The sequence below is a fragment of the Robinsoniella peoriensis genome, assembly GCF_000797495.1.
In the GTDB taxonomy this organism is placed as follows: Bacteria; Bacillota; Clostridia; order Lachnospirales; family Lachnospiraceae; genus Robinsoniella; species Robinsoniella peoriensis.
Genome location: NZ_JTGN01000011.1, coordinates 22,100 through 38,664 on the forward strand (window position 1 = coordinate 22,100; position 16,565 = coordinate 38,664).

The following is a 16,565-nucleotide window of genomic DNA, read 5'->3' on the forward strand; positions in this document are numbered from 1 at the left end:
ACGGAAAGATGGGTTTGGGAGGCGTATAGCAGAGCTGAGCATTTACTTACCTTCCCGGTGTGCTTTTTGGCGGATACAATTCGACCAGTACTGCATTGCAAAATGCAGTACTTCTCCCATCGGATTGTAAGCGGGCAGTGAGCTGCGAAATGCATCAGGATTTCGGAGCGAATGCCCGCGTGCCGCCAAAAAGTGCTCCGGGAAGGTTAGGAAATGCCAGTTCTGCGGTAAGCCTTCCAAACCAATGTCTGGTCCGTCCCCTTCTCTTTCCGTACACTACCTACATCTACAAAGCGTCCCCTTCTCAGCTAAACCCCAACATTGCTTTCTTATCTAAAGGATGTTTTAATTCCCCAGAATTCAGGAGAATTAAAACATCCTTTGTTTATCATTTAGATAGGTACAAATAACAGGGCGGATGCTAAAATTTATATTCCAGACCCTTGTATTCATTGTGCTGCAGTGCTATAATATACATATCCCCCCATAGGGGATATGTATAGAAAGGATGTGCCGATTATGAAAATAAAAATTAAAAAACATATTGCTGTATTAAGCGCAATTGCTGCGGCTGTTCTTTATTCCATAAGTTCTCCGATTTCTAAACTTCTGTTATCAGAAATACCGCCTGCACTCATGGCATCCCTGCTCTATCTGGGCGCCGGGATTGGTATGGCATCCATTAACCTGATTCAGAAAAAGGTTGTTCCCATATCGAAAGACACGCCCTTTATAAAACGGGATTTTCCTTATATTGCAGGTATGATTTTATTAGATATTGCGGCTCCATTTTTATTAATGACGGGGTTGTCGAAAGCCTCCGCCGCCAATGTATCTCTTTTAAATAATTTTGAGATTGTAGCAACTTCCCTGATTGCTTTTACCTTATTCCGGGAAAAAATCACAGGTCGCCTCTGGTTCGGTATCGGATTGATTACTCTCTCCAGCCTGATTTTATCTCTGCCTGAACCGGGAAGCCTTTCTTTCTCCTATAGCTCTCTTTTTGTACTGGGAGCGTGTGTATGCTGGGGATTTGAAAATAATTGTACCCGTATGCTTTCGAAAAACAGCCCGCTGAAAGTTGTAATCCTCAAAGGTTTTGGTTCCGGTACAGGTTCGTTACTGCTTTCTTTTCTGCTTCATGAAAATGGTATCCCTGCCCTTTATATTTTCTTCACCCTAATTTTAGGTTTTGTGTCATATGGCTTAAGTATATTCTGCTATGTATATGCCCAAAGAAGCCTGGGAGCGGCAAAAACCAGCGCATATTACTCTATTTCGCCATTTATCGGAGTATTCCTTTCATTGATCATTTTCCGGGAAATTCCCCATCTGAGCTTTGTATTGGCTTTCCTGGTTATGGCTGCCGGTACATACTATACTTCTACCGATGCAAAAGAAAGCCGTTTCCGGAAGTTCTCGCTCCACAGCATTTCTGTGAAGTAAGAACTTCGATCTGTTCTTATTCCTGTTTACCTAATACTTTATCTACTATTCCATCTAACATCAGATCCTGTCCTCTGGTATCTAAGACGTAGCTTGCCAGGTACTGGTTGTCGGTTATAATACCATCCACTCCCATATCTACATATTTTCGAATAGATTTTTCGTTATTTAGCGTCCATACATAAATTGGCTTTCCAGAGTCTTTTAAACGGTTGATCAGGCTTCTTGTTACAAACGTTGCTTCCAGACTGAATACATCTGCTTCCTTTATATTTTCAATTTTTCCATAAGCAACTGCAGATATGGAACCTGTTTTTATTTCCGGTGCAATCTCTTTTACTTTTTTCAGTATTTTTCGGTCCATGGAGACTATCATACATTGCTCCTGATACTGGTATTGCCGGATGAGGTTAACCGTACTCTGTTCCAGATTTTGTTCATGTCCCGAACTTTTCAGTTCAATCATTAACTTAATTTTGGTTCCCGCTTCCTGTATCATCTCTTCTAGAGTGGGGATTTTTTCTCCTTTATAGCGGTAGGCAGTACGGATTCCTGCATCATACTGCCTGACTTCATCCAGATTGACTTCCCATACATTTTTCTTAACGCCGGTTGTACGTTCAAAATTAGAATCATGCATAATTACTAACTCTCCGTCTTTCGTTTCCTGGACATCAATCTCAGCATAATCTGCCTTACTATCGATGGATTCTCTCAGCGCAGCAAGGGTATTTTCCGGAGCAAACATAGCCCCCCCACGATGGGCAACTATGTCAACATGTGCCTTATCATCCCGGAGCATGGCAACGCTTACCGCATATGGTGTGTTATCAATGTACATTCCCAGAATCAGAAATACCATGACAAGAATGACTACCTTTTTTAACAGCCTCTGTAAAATATGTTTGTCATCTTTACTGCGCTCAACAGGCTCGCACTCACTTAGCTCATAATAATACACTGATATAAAGCCCAGATTGCAGACAGCCAGGCCAATAGTGCTAAGTACAATTCCAAGTCCGCTCCAAACTGTTAAATTAAACCAGAAATAATCTCTTGCTTCTAACCCGGTATGGAAGAACCTGGCAGCCGCCAAAAGGATTGCAATTACAGCTGCAGCTACAATAATTTCGAAGACAATGTAAAGTATATTCCAAATTATAAACGAGAAGATTCGGCGTATAAATTTTTTCCTTGTTTTTCGAACACTTTCTTTGCATCCGCCAAAGAAACTTTTATTTTCAAGTACAACCTCATGCAGGCTGAATATCAGCCTAAATACAATTATCACCACAATCAGCATGACGATCAGAAATACAACATTTAATACTTTATTTTCCAAAATGAAATCCAGAATAAACCCCGGGATCTCAAATCCCTGAAAAGGCCCCGATGTAAAAGGGATTCCCGCAAGGGGCATAAACAATATTACAAATACCAGCAATGGAAGGTTGAAAGGTTTAAAGACTACAAACGCCTTTTTCATTGACTGAAAAAGCAGTCCCCGCACTTTGACCGGATCATCTCTTCTGCTGTGATCAAAATAAATGATAATTCCTGTTATTTCCATATATATAAAGAATGCAAGTAAAAACAGCAAAAACAGAAGTCCTAATATAAGGATTGGAGCTGAAAACAGACGTCCTACATTATCCATGGTAATATAATATAAATTCGCCCGGGACATGAGTTCTTCTAACCCATCCTGGAGAATAACCAGCCCTGTCATCCAAATCATTTTATAAATCGCCTCAAATAGCAGCAATGTTGTCCAATCCCAGCGTATTAGTTGTATTATTTTTTTAAACTTTTGAATCATAAGAGCTCCTATCCACCAGAATGTTTTTAAAATATGTTTCCTATAATATCATAATTTGTCATTTTTTGTAAAGGAAATAAAAATAACTGGCATACCCGATAATCAAAGTACACCAGTTAGTATTCCATTTTTATAGACATAAACACCTGCTAAATGAAAGTTATTATATATTTTTACGCTTCACCTGATCTGCTAAACTGTATTGCATTTACTAATACTGCACCTAAGATTAAACCGCCTCTTACAATATACTGGATATATTCACTTACGTTCATAAGGGTCATTCCATTTAATAAGATTCCAAGAAAAATGATACCTACAAAGGTTCCTCTTACCTTGCCGATTCCTCCATTCATGCTGGCTCCGCCAATGATTACGGATGCAATGACATCCATCTCCCATCCTTTTCCAAAGTTATGTGCCGCTGACATTACCTGGGATGAACACATTATTCCGCCCAGCGCCGCCAATACCTGTACTCCGACCATTACGAGAATCTTCACTTTTTTTACATTGATGCCTGAAAGTCTTGCTGATTCCGGATTCCCGCCAACCGCATATACAGACCTACCAAATGTGGTATAAGACATAATGATATGTACAACAATAAATATGAAAATCAAAATGATTGCCGGTACCGGCACAGGACCTATTGATCCGGCTCCTAAAACATTATACCACGCCGGAAGAGACGTTAATGGAAAACCTTTTGACAGAAGCGCTGCAGCTCCGTACAGGACGTTCATCATCGCCAGTGTAATGATGAATGTAGGTATGTTAAATCTGGTTCTCAAATAGCCATTAAACACCCCTACCAGAGCAGCTATAATAATTGCCAGAATCATCCCTGCAATAACTCCATATGCCAGCGGCATGATCCCGAGTGCTTCCAGTTTTCCTGCAGTCAGTGCCGTTATAATTCCCGACAGCGCCACCGTAGATGAAATGGACAGATCTATTTCCCCGCAGATTATAACCATCGTCATTCCAAATGCAATTACACCTTTTAAAGCTGAACTTCTCAGAATTCCAAGTAAGTTAGAACTGGTAAAAAAGCCTGTCGCTGTGAATGCAATGATGATCGTAATAATTAACAGTACTACTTCCATCACATTGGACTTTAAGATTTTTTTAATATCAACACTTTTTGTTTTCATATTGACCTCCTAGCCCATACACAACGCATATAATTCTTCCGCAGTCACGTTTTCTGGGTATACTTCATTTATGATTTTTCCCTCATACATAATTAAAATTCTGTGACAGACCTCCAGTAGTTCTTCCAGTTCTGAAGATACCATAATACTGGATACGCCTTTTCGTGACTGTTCCCAGATAATCTGGAAGATCTGCTGTTTTGCATTTACGTCAATTCCTCTGGAGGGCTCATCGAAAAACATAATCTTAGGATTTGTATTCAGCCAGTTTCCCACAACAACTTTTTGCTGGTTTCCTCCGGACAGAGACAATACCGGAAGCTGTACATCGGGAACTTTTATCTGTAATCCTTCAATCTGCCTGCTGACATATTCCTTTTCTTTGTTTCTCTGGATAAATTTGTGTTTGCCAAGATAATCAATGCTGGCTACACACAGATTTCCATAAACGGACATGATCTGAACCAGTCCTTCCTTTTTCCTGTCTTCCGGAGTTAATGCAAATCCTTTATTTCTCATCTTTACCGGATTTGGATTTTTGATTTCTTCTCCATAAAACTCAATTCTGCCGGAGTCAAAAGGATCTGCCCCAAAGATTGATTTTAACAGTTCTGTCCTGCCTGCTCCCAACATCCCGGCTATTCCCAGAATTTCATTTTCTTTGACGGAAAAGGATATATCGGAAAACACATTCTTTCTTGTTAGTCCCTGGATTTTCAGAATATCTTTTTTTCCCGCTACCAGATCCTGCGGCCTTGTCTTGATTTCTACATTTCCGAACATCATCTTTACCAGTTCTTTATGACTGGTATCTTTCATGACTGTTTTTCCGATAAATATACCATCCCGCAGAACGGTACAGGTGTCGGCTATCTGCCACAGCTCCTGGAGTCTGTGCGATATGTAAATGATAATGACATCTTTCTCTTTAAGTCTCCGTATCATATCAAATAACAGCGTGATTTCATGATTTGCCAGTGATGATGTAGGCTCGTCCAACATTAGCACTTTGGGACTCGAGCTCATTGCTTTTACAATTTCAACCATCTGGCACTGCCACAAACTCAGGTTTGCCACCATTTCTTTTGGGGATATATCTACTTTTAAATCTTCCAAAACTGCCTGGGCACGCTTATACGTTTCTTTCCAGTCGATAAACTTCCCTTTCATAGGAAGCCTTCCCATTAAAATATTCTCGGCTACCGAGAGCCCCGGGATCAGACTTAATTCCTGATAAACAGTCGCAATTCCCTTGCTGAAGGCTTCCTGCGGAGAACTGAGCTTTAGCTTCTCATCATCTAAATAAAAATTTCCCTTTGTGGGTTCTACCGCTCCTGAGAAAACTTTTACTAACGTAGACTTTCCGGATCCGTTTTTACCTATAAATGCATGAACCTTTCCGCTTTCAAAAGATACTGTCACATCGTTAAGTGCCACTGTTCCAGGGTAAACCTTTGTTATATTTTCTGCTTTCAAAACACTCATGGTTTCACCTCTCATTTTCCAGGGCTGCCATAGAGCATATCTTACAATATGCTCCAACGGCAGCCCCAAAGCCTATTTACCTGTCTTCTCAGCCAGATCTTTTTCAAAAGCCTGTACAGCAGGAATATCATCCCTGGTTAAAACAATACCCGGTACTACAACTTCTTTTCCGTAAGAAGCCTCTTCGCCCATAATGGCCTTAATCAAAACCTCCATTGTATTATATCCGATAGTATACGGATCCTGACCCGTAACACACTGCAGAATGTTATCGTCAGACTGAATAAATGCTGCCTGCTGTTCTGCCGCATCGGTACCAAAGACAACGGTAGTTCCTGCTTTTCCAGCATTTTTCACAGCCATAGTGGCCCCGATTGTGCCTCCGTCATTTGCAGCCCAGATCATATCAATTCCGCCTTTTGATTCGTTTGCAGTCAGAATATCCCCCACTACCTGGATTGCCGTGTCCTGAAGCCATGCATCCTGATCCGCTACAATTTCCACATCCAGTCCTTCTAACTGGTCAACAAATCCGGTTCTTCTAGCCGTGGACTGTTCCGGAAGTAATGATTTGTATTCTACGATGGCAATCTTGGCTTTTCCGCCCAGTTTTTCTTCAATATATTTTCTTGCTTCTTTTCCCGTTAATTCTCCTAAGTTATAATTATCCGATGTAAACCCGCCGCATACAAAGGGAGCATCTTTAAGCTGAGTATTTCCTACTGCAATTTCCAGACCTTTTTCATTTGCCATTTTAAGAGTCTGAATGGATGAAGTTTCATTCAGCGGCGAGATTGCAATACCGTCAATTCCCTGGGTTACATAGGTATTAATTAATTCTGCCTCTTTTGCCTGGTCGTTATTGGTATTACTAAGCATACAGGTTACTCCATAATAATCTGCCGCTGCCTGATACCCCATTTGCATCAGCATCATAAACTGGTCTTCCTGAAATACAACCCCCGCTACTTTAATATCTTTTGGATCTTTCTTTGCTTCTTTTGCTGCTGACTGGTCTGTTTCTTTTGCCGCTGTTTCAGCTTCATTCGCTTCTGTCCCGTCTGCCTTTGATTCTGTTTTTGTTTCTGTTTTTGTTTCTGTTTTCGCTTCTGTTTCCTTAACGGATTCCTTTTGAGTTGCTGTGGTTCCAGCTGCCCCGCTTCCACATGCTGCTAATGATAATGTCATCCCCAATGCCATCATAACTGCTAATAATTTTTTTACCTTCATCCCGTATTCCTCCGCAATTTAATTTTTAATTGAATACATTTCCGTGTTCTTTCCGGTATTCCTGTGCCGCATCATATATTGCAAGTATTTTTTCAGGCGGTACATTTGCCTGCAGATTGTGCACCTGGTTAAAAACGTAGCCGTTCTTTCTTGAAAATATCTGTATTAACTTTTTCACTTCTGCCTGTATCTCTTCCACCGTTCCATAATTACACGTTACCTGGGTATTCGCTCCTCCGCCCCAAAATACCAGATCGTCGCCAAACCGGTCCACCAGAGTCTCGGGATCCATTCCTTTTGCCGCAATCTGAATAGGATTGAGTATCTGCACACCGGCATCGATTAAGTCCGGTATCAATTCTAAAATTGCACCGCAGCTATGTAGAAATACCTTAACTTCAGGATAATTCTCTCTGATATAACTAAATATTTTCTTGTGATAAGGTTTAATCATTTCCCTATAAACTTCTTTAGAAATCAAAGTGGACTCCTGTGAACCGAGATCATCCCCAAACTGTATGATCTGAATATATTTATGAACTCTGGGCATGAGTTTCTTCAGGCTCTCAATGTAAGAGTCAGATAACCTCTCTAAGTAGGTATGTACTAATTCCGGTTCTGCTAAGAGATTCATAAAGAAATTTTCAAATCCAAAATCTGTTTCTCCGGCCTCTAAGATATTTCCTCCGAATTCCATTAAAACGGCTCTGTCCGTATTCTCGAAAGCTTCTTTTGCCTTTTGTTCCATATAGCAGATCTCTTCTTCCGTGATGACTGGAAATGTATAATTTTCCAAATCTTCTACATCTTCAGCAGACTCTAACGGATGACAGGTCTGATCGAAATAAAATCCTTCTCTTGGCATTTTTGCCAATACTTTTCCTTCCCTTTGTATCGTTAGTTCTCCGTTTTCCATTGGTATCGGATGATAGTCTTCCGGTACCATACATTTGATCCCCCTTCCATTATCTCCTTCTTTCCACCTGTCAATTTTCACCCCAAATGCTGAAGCCAGGCGGTGTACCTGAACCACATCTGCTCCCAGCCTGTCCAGGATCTCTTTCTCCGGTTCCGCCAACTGTTGAAAGACATCATATAATTTTGTAGTGGTTGTATCCAGGCCCAGATGCTCTTTTAGACTTTGATATGCCCATATACTGATACCGGTAGATCTCATGGCACCAAAATCAATTGGAATAACATCTGCTTTTTGGTGGTTCAGTGCCGCTATTATTCTTTCCCGCGAATTCATTATTTTAACCTCCCTGCTTTTTCTTAATAGTATCACCGTTGTACTAATTAATCAAGTCATTTTTCTTTTATGTAATCATTTTGTATGTATTTTACAATATTATAAATCATATTATATGCAATTATCACAAATATAATTTGATGATAATATATTGATTTTACATATATTCGAATATCTGTTAAACTCATTTTATATTAAAACAATTTTTATAGATTATGATTATTGTGAAATTTGAAAAGATTGAGGATAAACTGATGAAATTCACCATGCTTCATTGTGAATTCTATCTTTATGGACTACGAGAGCGTGTTTTAAAATTTCTTTCTGACAGCTGCGCTCACACTTTGCGGGAGATTCGTTCCAAAGGAAGAGCTCATAGGCGGGCTATTGAATTTGAAGCTAATATACCGGGAAGTGGGGCGTAGAAATGACAGGAATGAATTTTAAAACAGGCACTAATAAAAGGTATATACTGATTTACATCTTTCAGTTATAATTAGATTTATATAAATTGATTATGACCATATTAATTTTTAAGAAGGAGAATTTTATGGATACCATAGGATCTAATGCACAAGATTTGAAAGCAAGTAACCGTATGTTGGTTTTAAAAATAATAGCGACTCATTATGGACTCTCCAGAACCCAGCTTGCTTCTATCACTGGACTGTCTAAAATGTCCATCAGCAATATCGTATCGGAATTAATCTCTTCAGATTATATATCAGAATTTGAAAATCAAAAAGAGGCTACCTCTTCCGGCCGAAAACCTCTTTCCCTGAAGCTGTCCGAGCATTCCCCCTGTATCTGCGGAATGCTGATCGAGCGGGATTTTCTTCAGATCGCACTGGGGGATTTAAGCGGAACCCTTATCCTGCCTCCTGTTAATGTCCCTCTGGACAGTAATGTCCTTAGCAGCGATGAGGTTATCCAATATCTCTATCAGGCATTTGTAACGTTAAAAGACAGTACCAGTCGCAATATCATTGCTATTGGCATCTCCTCTATCGGCCCTCTGGATAGTAAAAATGGCTTAATTCTAAGACCGCCGTTTTTTCACAATATTGAGATTATGCCGATTATCTCTGAGATGACTAAATTAACAGAGATCCCGACTTATCTGATGAATGAATCCAATGCAGGTGCCCTGGCTGAAAAATTATATGGAGATGCCTCCTCCGTTGCCAATTTTTTATACCTGCATATTACCAATGGAATTGGGGCGGGAGTTGTTCTGGACAATAAATTATATGATGGAGAATTTGGGCAGAATGGCGGGCTTGGACATACTTCCATTAACTTTGCAGGCCCCAGATGTGAATGCGGAAATGCCGGCTGCTTAGAGCTTTATGCTAATATAAAGCAGCTTCGTTATCGAATACAGGAGTTAAAATACTTATATCCCGGATCTCCCCTTACACCTTTAAGTGCTCCCTCCTGGATACAAATACTGGATGCAGCGAACACGAAAGATACACTTGCCATCCTGGCATTAGATCAATTCAGCACCTACATTGCCCAGGCAATCACCAATACTTTGAATATTTTAGATCTTTCTACCATTATCATCGACTATCCGTTTAACGTACCCGGCAGTATAATGGAAGACCTGTTAGCACAAAAGCTTGCTATTTTAAGACCCCAGCCTTTTTATCACAGCATAAAGGTACAAAAATCAACCTTTATTGGAAAAGCGTCTCTGATTGGGTCTATCTCAATCGTAGCAGATAAAATTTTTCATTTTGAACTGCCTCTCTGCTTTTCCTAGTACTACAGCGAACAGATTCATCTTAAATTGGGGGTTAGCTGATTATGACGCTTTATAAATGATAGGTAGTGTACAGAAAGATGGGGGTGGCAGGCTGTTCTTTATTGGATGCTGCGCAGTATGTTTCGGCTGTTTGCGTAAAAGAAGATGAAAGTTTGCTCCTTTTTCTGGTTACAGAATGAAAAACAAATTCCGTTCTCAAGTTACCTTCCCCTTTCGGCAGCATGATCATCTAACCCATTAAAAAACTGCCGGTTTTATATATTCCGGCAGTTCTTTCCTTTTCTATCTAAATTTGACCTTTTCCAACTTATTCTATCCTATTATGACTTATTCTTTCTCATGCCGGCATAAGCATTGTTAATCCCGGTTATCATCAATCATGTACAACAGCGCATTACAGATACAGGCTGCTATATTGCTTCCGCCTTTTCTTCCCCGGGCAACAATATAAGGGACTTCTGTCTGCATAATCAATTCTTTGGACTGTACTACATTGACAAATCCAACCGGAACACCGATGATTAATTCGGGATCTAACTTTTTCTCTTCGATCAGTTCATAGATCCGTACTAATGCCGTAGGTGCATTTCCAATGGCAAAGATCAGCTTTTTTCCCATTGCAGCTGCTTTGTCCATGCTTGCGGTGGCCCTGGTACTTCCGTTATCTCTGGCAGTCTGTGCCACATCTTCATCCGCCATAAAGCAGTATACCTCTCCGCCATATTTAGACAGGGCCTTTTTATTAATGCCTGCTTTTACCATCTGGGTATCGGTTACGATACATGCACCCTCTTTAATAGCCTCAATTGCCTTGGTAACTGCCTCTGTACTGAAACACAGATTGTCGGCATATTCAAAATCTGCACTGGTATGGATGCAGCGTTTGATGATCAGCTCCTGTTCTTTAGGAAGCTGTCTTGTTCCCAGCTCTTCTGTAATTATCTCAAAACTTCTTTTTTCTATATCCCTGGGTTTTACATTTTCTAATTCTACTTTCATGATGTCCTCCCATTACGCGGTCTGCGGTTTTCCAACGAGTTTCATGCTTAAATGTCTGCTGATACAGGCGATCAAAAATATTTAAATACCTGCTTCTAAAATGCGGTATATTTCCTTCATATCAAAATGCTTTCTCAGTTCGGAAGCCAGAATATCATACTGGGTCTCTTTAAATTCCTGGAAGTCTACACTGGTAATCTCTGTTGCATCAATACCTTTCATTCTTCCAAGAGACATAATTACTTCCTTAGCAACCTCTTCTTTATCGAATATGCCGTGTACATAGGAGCCATATACATGATCTCTGTACGCTCCGTCCGGTTTCTCCTTTGAATGGGTTACTCCATCGGATATGGATGTTAAAGGTACACAGCCTTCTTTTAAAGTACTGCTTCCCATATGAATCTCATAGCCTTCCAGTCTTACACCGGACAGGCTGCTTAGTGCTCCGTCTATCTCGCCAAAGGTACCGGATACCCTGGTTCTTGTCTTTTCTTTTTCAAATACAGTATCCATAGGCAAAAGTCCCATACCTTTGATCTCTCCGCCTGCTTCTACTCCACTTGGATCTGACAGCGTCTCACCCAACATCTGGTATCCGCCGCAGACCCCAAAAATAATCTTTCCTGCAGCTGCCTGCTTAAGCACCGCTGCCTCCAGACCATTCTGACGCATCCACAGCAGATCTTCCATGGTATTTTTAGTGCCCGGTAAGATAATCATATCCGGATTCTTCAGCTCGGAAACTGAATGTACATAGCGCAGCGAAACACCCTCCATGCTTTCGAACGGATTAAAATCTGTAAAATTGGATATTCTCGGCAAGCGGATCACTGCTATGTCAATTAATCCGACTTCCTGATTACCGGAGAAACGCTCCGTCAGGCTGTCTTCATCTTCCACTTCAATCTGCAGATAGGGCGCTACTCCTACTACAGGAATACCTGCCCTTTCTTCCAGCATTGCAACTCCCGGTTCCAGAATTGTCTTGTCTCCCCGGAATTTATTGATAATCAGGCCCTTTATCATTGCCTTTTCATCTTCTTCCAAAAGCATCACTGTACCAACCAGCTGTGCAAATACACCACCTCTGTCAATATCTCCTACAAGAAGAACAGGCGCTTTTGCCATTTTCGCCATGCCCATATTTACAATATCTTCCTGCTTCAGATTAATTTCAGCAGGACTTCCTGCACCTTCGATTACAATAATATCGTAATCTGCTTCCAGTTTATGATATGCGCGCAGCACATCCGGAACCAGATTCTTTTTATATGCAAAATACTCTCTTGCGCTCATATTCCCCACAACTTCCCCATTTACAATCACCTGAGAACCAATATCGTTTGTGGGTTTTAAGAGAATGGGATTCATGTATACAGATGGCTTGATACCGGCAGCTTCTGCCTGCATCACCTGGGCACGGCCCATCTCAAGGCCTTCCTCCGTTATAAATGAATTTAAAGCCATATTTTGTGATTTAAAAGGTGCTACTTTGTATCCATCCTGCTTAAAAATTCTGCAAAGCCCCGCCGCTAACAGACTCTTACCTGCATTAGACATGGTCCCTTGCACCATAATTGCTTTTGCCATATTTATACCCATTGCATATTGCAGTCCTGCCTGCAATACTGCCACAATAAAACAGGTTGAAAGAATCACACTGTGGCTTCCTTTCTATATCATAATTTTCTTTCAACCTTAACCTCCCGCATATCGCAGATCCAGCCTGCAATACTGCATTAATTTTGTGTATTTACAATCTCCTGCATGATCCCGATTAACTCTTCATTTTCCTTATGCGTTCTAACGGCAATGCGGAAATAACCCGCTTTCAGACCATAATAATTACTGCAGTCCCGAATTAAAATACCCAGCTTTTTACATTCCTGTGCCAGATTCTCCTGACCATAGAAAAACAGGAAATTGGCGCTTGAATCATAAACCTTAAATCCCAGCTCCTTCAATTTCAATGATAAATACTGACGTTCCTCCCGGATCAGCGCCTTGCTGTTTTCTACAAAACCAACTTCACGAAGTGCTGCTGTCCCCGCCATCTGTGCCGGTATGGATACATTCCAGGGCTGTACCGTTTCCGTCATTTTCTCTAATAAAGCCTGATTGCTGCAGAATCCATACCCCAGGCGTAATCCCGCCATAGCATAGAGTTTTGTAAATGCCTTTAATATAAACAAATGATCATTGGAAGCAATTTCCTTCTTCATGGTATAAGCCGCAGCATCATCTAAAAAGTCATTAAAACATTCATCTACAATCATCCAGACTCCGCATATCCGGCATTTTTCCAGGATCTGATCCAAAAAATTCTTAGGGCAGGTCAGACCTGTGGGGTTATTTGGAACACATAAGAATAACAAATCCAAATCCGGTGTAATGGCTTCCAGGTAATCCTCCTGAAGTTCAAATCCCTGCTCCTCACTTAACAGATAATAAACCACCTCACAGCCATTGACACGAAGTGCCTGCTCATACTCAGCAAATCCCGGTGCTGCCAGTAATGCTTTTTTCGGTTTGATTGCTGCCGACAGGGAAAAAATCAACTCCGCCGCGCCATTTCCACAGATGATATGATCCTTCTCAATTCCTTCCTGTGAAGACAATGCCTCCCGAAGCTTGCCACAGTGGATATCCGGATAATTTGCCGAATTTAAAATTCCTTCGTATGCCGCCTGAACCACTGCTTTTGGTATTCCCAGGGGATTGATATTCGCAGAATAATCCATTTTTACTTCCTGAGAATAGATGTCTCCACCATGTTTGTGTTTATTGATAACCATTTCCGAGGAATAGATGTCTTCACCATGTTTGTGTTTATTGATAACCATTTCCGAGGAATAGATGTCTCCGACATGTTTGTGTTTATTGATAACCATTTCCTTGTCCTCTCGGGAGCCTGTACACGCTCCACTCTTCCTGATTCTTTTCTTTATCTAATTACATAAAGATAAATCCCCATACTGCCAGTTTTACCACAGCGAATGCAAATAAAGATAGTATGGCAGTAGCATAAAGCAAAACGTTTGCACGTTTAATATCTTCAGGCTCTACCGCCCGGATCGGATCTCCAATCGTTGGCTTTTTATACAATTTTCCAAAATAACAGGCATCACCTGCCAGCTGTATCTGCAGTGCTCCTGCCATTACCGCCTCTGTCTGTGCGGAATTGGGACTTGCGTGATTATAACGGTCCCGTTTATAGATCCGGAAGGCATCTTTACTCGAAAGCCCCGCAAGAAAGGATGCCCCTATCATGAGATATGCACAAAGCCTTGCCGGAATATAATTGACCACATCATCTAACTTTGCCGCAAATCTGCCAAAGTAAAGATATTTATCATTTTTATATCCTACCATAGAATCCATAGTATTGACCGCTTTATAAAAATATCCAAATACAGCACCGCCGATTGCCATAAAAAGCATTGGGGCGATGATTCCATCTGAAGTGTTCTCTGCAACTGTTTCTACCGCTGCTTTCGTTACTCCGGTTTCATCCAGACTTTTGGTATCACGTCCCACGATCATAGACACTGCATACCGGCCGCCTTCCAGATCTTTCTCTTTTAGCTTGTCATAGACCTTCATACTCTCTGATTTTAAAGATTTCGTTGCCAAAAGCTGATAGCACATAATTGTTTGTAAAATAAAAACCAATGTACTGTTTACCAAACCTGCCAGATACAAGATCAGCCATGGTACCGCTGTCGTTACTCCTGCAACGATCACAACCAGTACAACGCCTGCTGTAAGTTCTCCTTTTTCTGTTTTCGGAAAAAGTTTTCTAAGCCCTTTTTCCGTAACTGAAATAAGATTTCCCACCAGCCGGATGGGATGATAGATAAAATGCGGATCTCCAATAAGCAGATCCAGCAGAAAACCTAATATTAATGCTAATATGGATGATAGCATCCTTCTCTTCCTCCACTCTCGCTTCGTTACTTACCGCTGTTTACCGGCTTATGACACAACCGGTGGATCATAACGGATCTTCCTGTAATGCTCTGTACGATACACACTCTTTCAAGAACCGGTATGGCACCCCGGGATTGGAATAATAATACAAATGTGGAAAACCTGCAATCATATGATCTGTTTTGCAGATACATTCCCACTCCCGTTTGCCCACAGGCTTTCTGGCATAAAAACTGCCGCCCGTATTTGTACTGTCAAAATAATGGAACTCATGCGCCTTTATAGTACCGATATCCATCCCCAGTAATTGATCCTCCCGTGGTGTTAAATCGATATATCCAAACCTTCCAAGCTTTTCGGTACGGTATGCCCTGCCGGAAATCACCCCTGCCATTTCATAGGTATTCCCATTCATATCTTCCATCTCTTCATGCAGATACATATATCCGCCGCATTCCGCCATACAGGGAAGTCCGGACTCTATTTTCTCCTTAATATCCTGCCGCATAATTTTATTTTGATACAGCTCATTTGCATACAGCTCCGGATAACCTCCATATAACAGCAATCCATCTGCCTGATCCGGAATCTTCGAGTCTGCCAGCGGAGAGAAATATACCAGTTTAGCTCCCATTTCTTCCAGAATACGAAGGTTGTCCTGATATATAAAACAAAAAGCTTCATCTAAAGCTACTGCAATAACCGGATTTCCCTCCACCTTTTCCATTTTCGGTGGATTGCCGCTGATGGACGGTGCCGTACCTGCCAGCTCAATCAGACCGTCTATATCCAGGCTCTTTTCCAACACGGAAGCAAGGTTTTTCAGCTTGGCTTCCAGATCTTTGACTTCATCCGGCAAAACCAGCCCCAAATGCCTGCTTTCAATGAGACAATCTGTTATCTTAGGTACATAACCGTACACCCGGATTCCAATTTCTTCCTCAATGGCAGCCTTTATTTTTGGATAGAGCATTGGCGACATCTGGTTCAGGATCACTCCTTTTAGATGGCTGTCCGGTTTGTATTCCACAAATCCTTTTATCTGTGCAAGAACCGATATACTCATTCCGCGGCAATTTACAACCATTACCGATGGAGTATCCGTCGCCACTGCAAGTTCATAAGTACTGGCGGTCACAGAAGTTCCTCCCAGTCCGTCATAGAACCCCATTACTCCTTCCATCACAGAAATATCGGTATCTTTTGCTGTTCTGGTAAACAGATATCTGGTCACCTCCGGATTGGTAAAGAACAGATCCAGATTCGCAGATTTTGCTTTAATTACTTTGCTATGAAACATGGGATCTATATAATCAGGACCGCTTTTAAAGGAAGAAACTTCCATTCCCCGCTCACGCAGTGCCTGCAGAATGCCGCAGGTAATCAGAGTTTTTCCACTGCCGCTTGCACCTGCGGTGATTAAAATTCTCGGTTGATGCATATTGCCTCCTTTCGAAGCAGGCTCCAGCGCAT

General features: G+C 41.3%; 13 protein-coding genes and 1 pseudogene. 3 read left to right on the plus strand and 11 right to left on the minus strand.

The window, feature by feature from the left end; translation table 11 throughout:
- Positions 1-154: 154 nt before the first annotated feature.
- Positions 155-277 carry a hypothetical protein gene (locus tag QR40_RS32665; protein ID WP_276325452.1) on the minus strand — a complete coding sequence of 41 codons (123 nt, stop codon included), beginning with the start codon at positions 275-277 and terminating at the stop codon, positions 155-157.
- Between the two features lie 242 nt (positions 278-519).
- Here QR40_RS32665 and QR40_RS20530 point away from each other — a divergent pair, with 242 nt between their 5' ends.
- Entirely contained in the window at positions 520-1,446 is a 927-nt protein-coding gene (locus tag QR40_RS20530) for a DMT family transporter (RefSeq protein WP_044296596.1), read from the plus strand.
- Positions 1,447-1,462: 16 nt separating this feature from the next.
- Here the strand turns inward: QR40_RS20530 and QR40_RS20535 are convergent, their stop codons facing one another.
- From QR40_RS20535 to QR40_RS20555, 5 genes are all read right to left on the minus strand, one after another.
- On the minus strand, positions 1,463-3,265 hold the full coding sequence (locus QR40_RS20535; protein WP_044296597.1) for a glycerophosphodiester phosphodiesterase: 1,803 nt from the start codon (positions 3,263-3,265) through the stop codon (positions 1,463-1,465).
- A gap of 173 nt (positions 3,266-3,438) precedes the next feature.
- The gene (locus QR40_RS20540) at positions 3,439-4,422 is read right to left on the minus strand and encodes an ABC transporter permease (protein WP_044296598.1); all 984 of its coding nucleotides are present in this window, start codon (positions 4,420-4,422) and stop codon (positions 3,439-3,441) included.
- A 9-nt stretch (positions 4,423-4,431) separates the two neighbouring features.
- The gene (locus QR40_RS20545) at positions 4,432-5,907 is read right to left on the minus strand and encodes a sugar ABC transporter ATP-binding protein (protein WP_027296935.1); all 1,476 of its coding nucleotides are present in this window, start codon (positions 5,905-5,907) and stop codon (positions 4,432-4,434) included.
- A gap of 72 nt (positions 5,908-5,979) precedes the next feature.
- Positions 5,980-7,137, minus strand: a complete 1,158-nt coding sequence (locus QR40_RS20550) for a substrate-binding domain-containing protein (protein WP_044296599.1) — start codon at positions 7,135-7,137, stop codon at positions 5,980-5,982.
- A gap of 25 nt (positions 7,138-7,162) precedes the next feature.
- Positions 7,163-8,389, minus strand: a complete 1,227-nt coding sequence (locus QR40_RS20555) for a uroporphyrinogen decarboxylase family protein (RefSeq protein WP_200889764.1) — start codon at positions 8,387-8,389, stop codon at positions 7,163-7,165.
- Positions 8,390-8,792: 403 nt separating this feature from the next.
- Between QR40_RS20555 and QR40_RS33840 the strand changes: the two are divergent.
- Both QR40_RS33840 and QR40_RS20560 read left to right on the plus strand, forming a co-directional pair.
- A pseudogene (locus QR40_RS33840) lies at positions 8,793-8,885 on the plus strand (DUF6783 domain-containing protein); the annotation flags it as partial.
- A 54-nt stretch (positions 8,886-8,939) separates the two neighbouring features.
- Positions 8,940-10,157 (plus strand): ROK family protein, encoded by a 1,218-nt coding sequence (locus QR40_RS20560; protein ID WP_044296600.1) that lies wholly within the window; start codon positions 8,940-8,942, stop codon positions 10,155-10,157.
- A 360-nt stretch (positions 10,158-10,517) separates the two neighbouring features.
- Here the strand turns inward: QR40_RS20560 and QR40_RS20565 are convergent, their stop codons facing one another.
- The 5 genes from QR40_RS20565 to QR40_RS20585 all read right to left on the minus strand — a co-directional run bounded on the left by QR40_RS20565 (position 10,518) and on the right by QR40_RS20585 (position 16,533).
- Complete coding sequence (locus QR40_RS20565) at positions 10,518-11,159, minus strand: precorrin-8X methylmutase (protein ID WP_044296601.1); 642 nt, start codon at positions 11,157-11,159, stop codon at positions 10,518-10,520.
- Between the two features lie 81 nt (positions 11,160-11,240).
- Positions 11,241-12,752, minus strand: a complete 1,512-nt coding sequence (locus QR40_RS20570; RefSeq protein ID WP_044296699.1) for a cobyric acid synthase — start codon at positions 12,750-12,752, stop codon at positions 11,241-11,243.
- A gap of 149 nt (positions 12,753-12,901) precedes the next feature.
- Positions 12,902-14,053 (minus strand): pyridoxal phosphate-dependent aminotransferase, encoded by a 1,152-nt coding sequence (locus QR40_RS20575; RefSeq protein WP_330373835.1) that lies wholly within the window; start codon positions 14,051-14,053, stop codon positions 12,902-12,904.
- Positions 14,054-14,114: 61 nt separating this feature from the next.
- Positions 14,115-15,089, minus strand: coding sequence for an adenosylcobinamide-phosphate synthase CbiB (gene cbiB / locus QR40_RS20580; RefSeq protein WP_027296927.1), 975 nt, complete (start codon positions 15,087-15,089; stop codon positions 14,115-14,117).
- Between the two features lie 67 nt (positions 15,090-15,156).
- On the minus strand, positions 15,157-16,533 hold the full coding sequence (locus QR40_RS20585) for a cobyrinate a,c-diamide synthase (RefSeq protein WP_027296926.1): 1,377 nt from the start codon (positions 16,531-16,533) through the stop codon (positions 15,157-15,159).
- Positions 16,534-16,565: the final 32 nt, after the last annotated feature.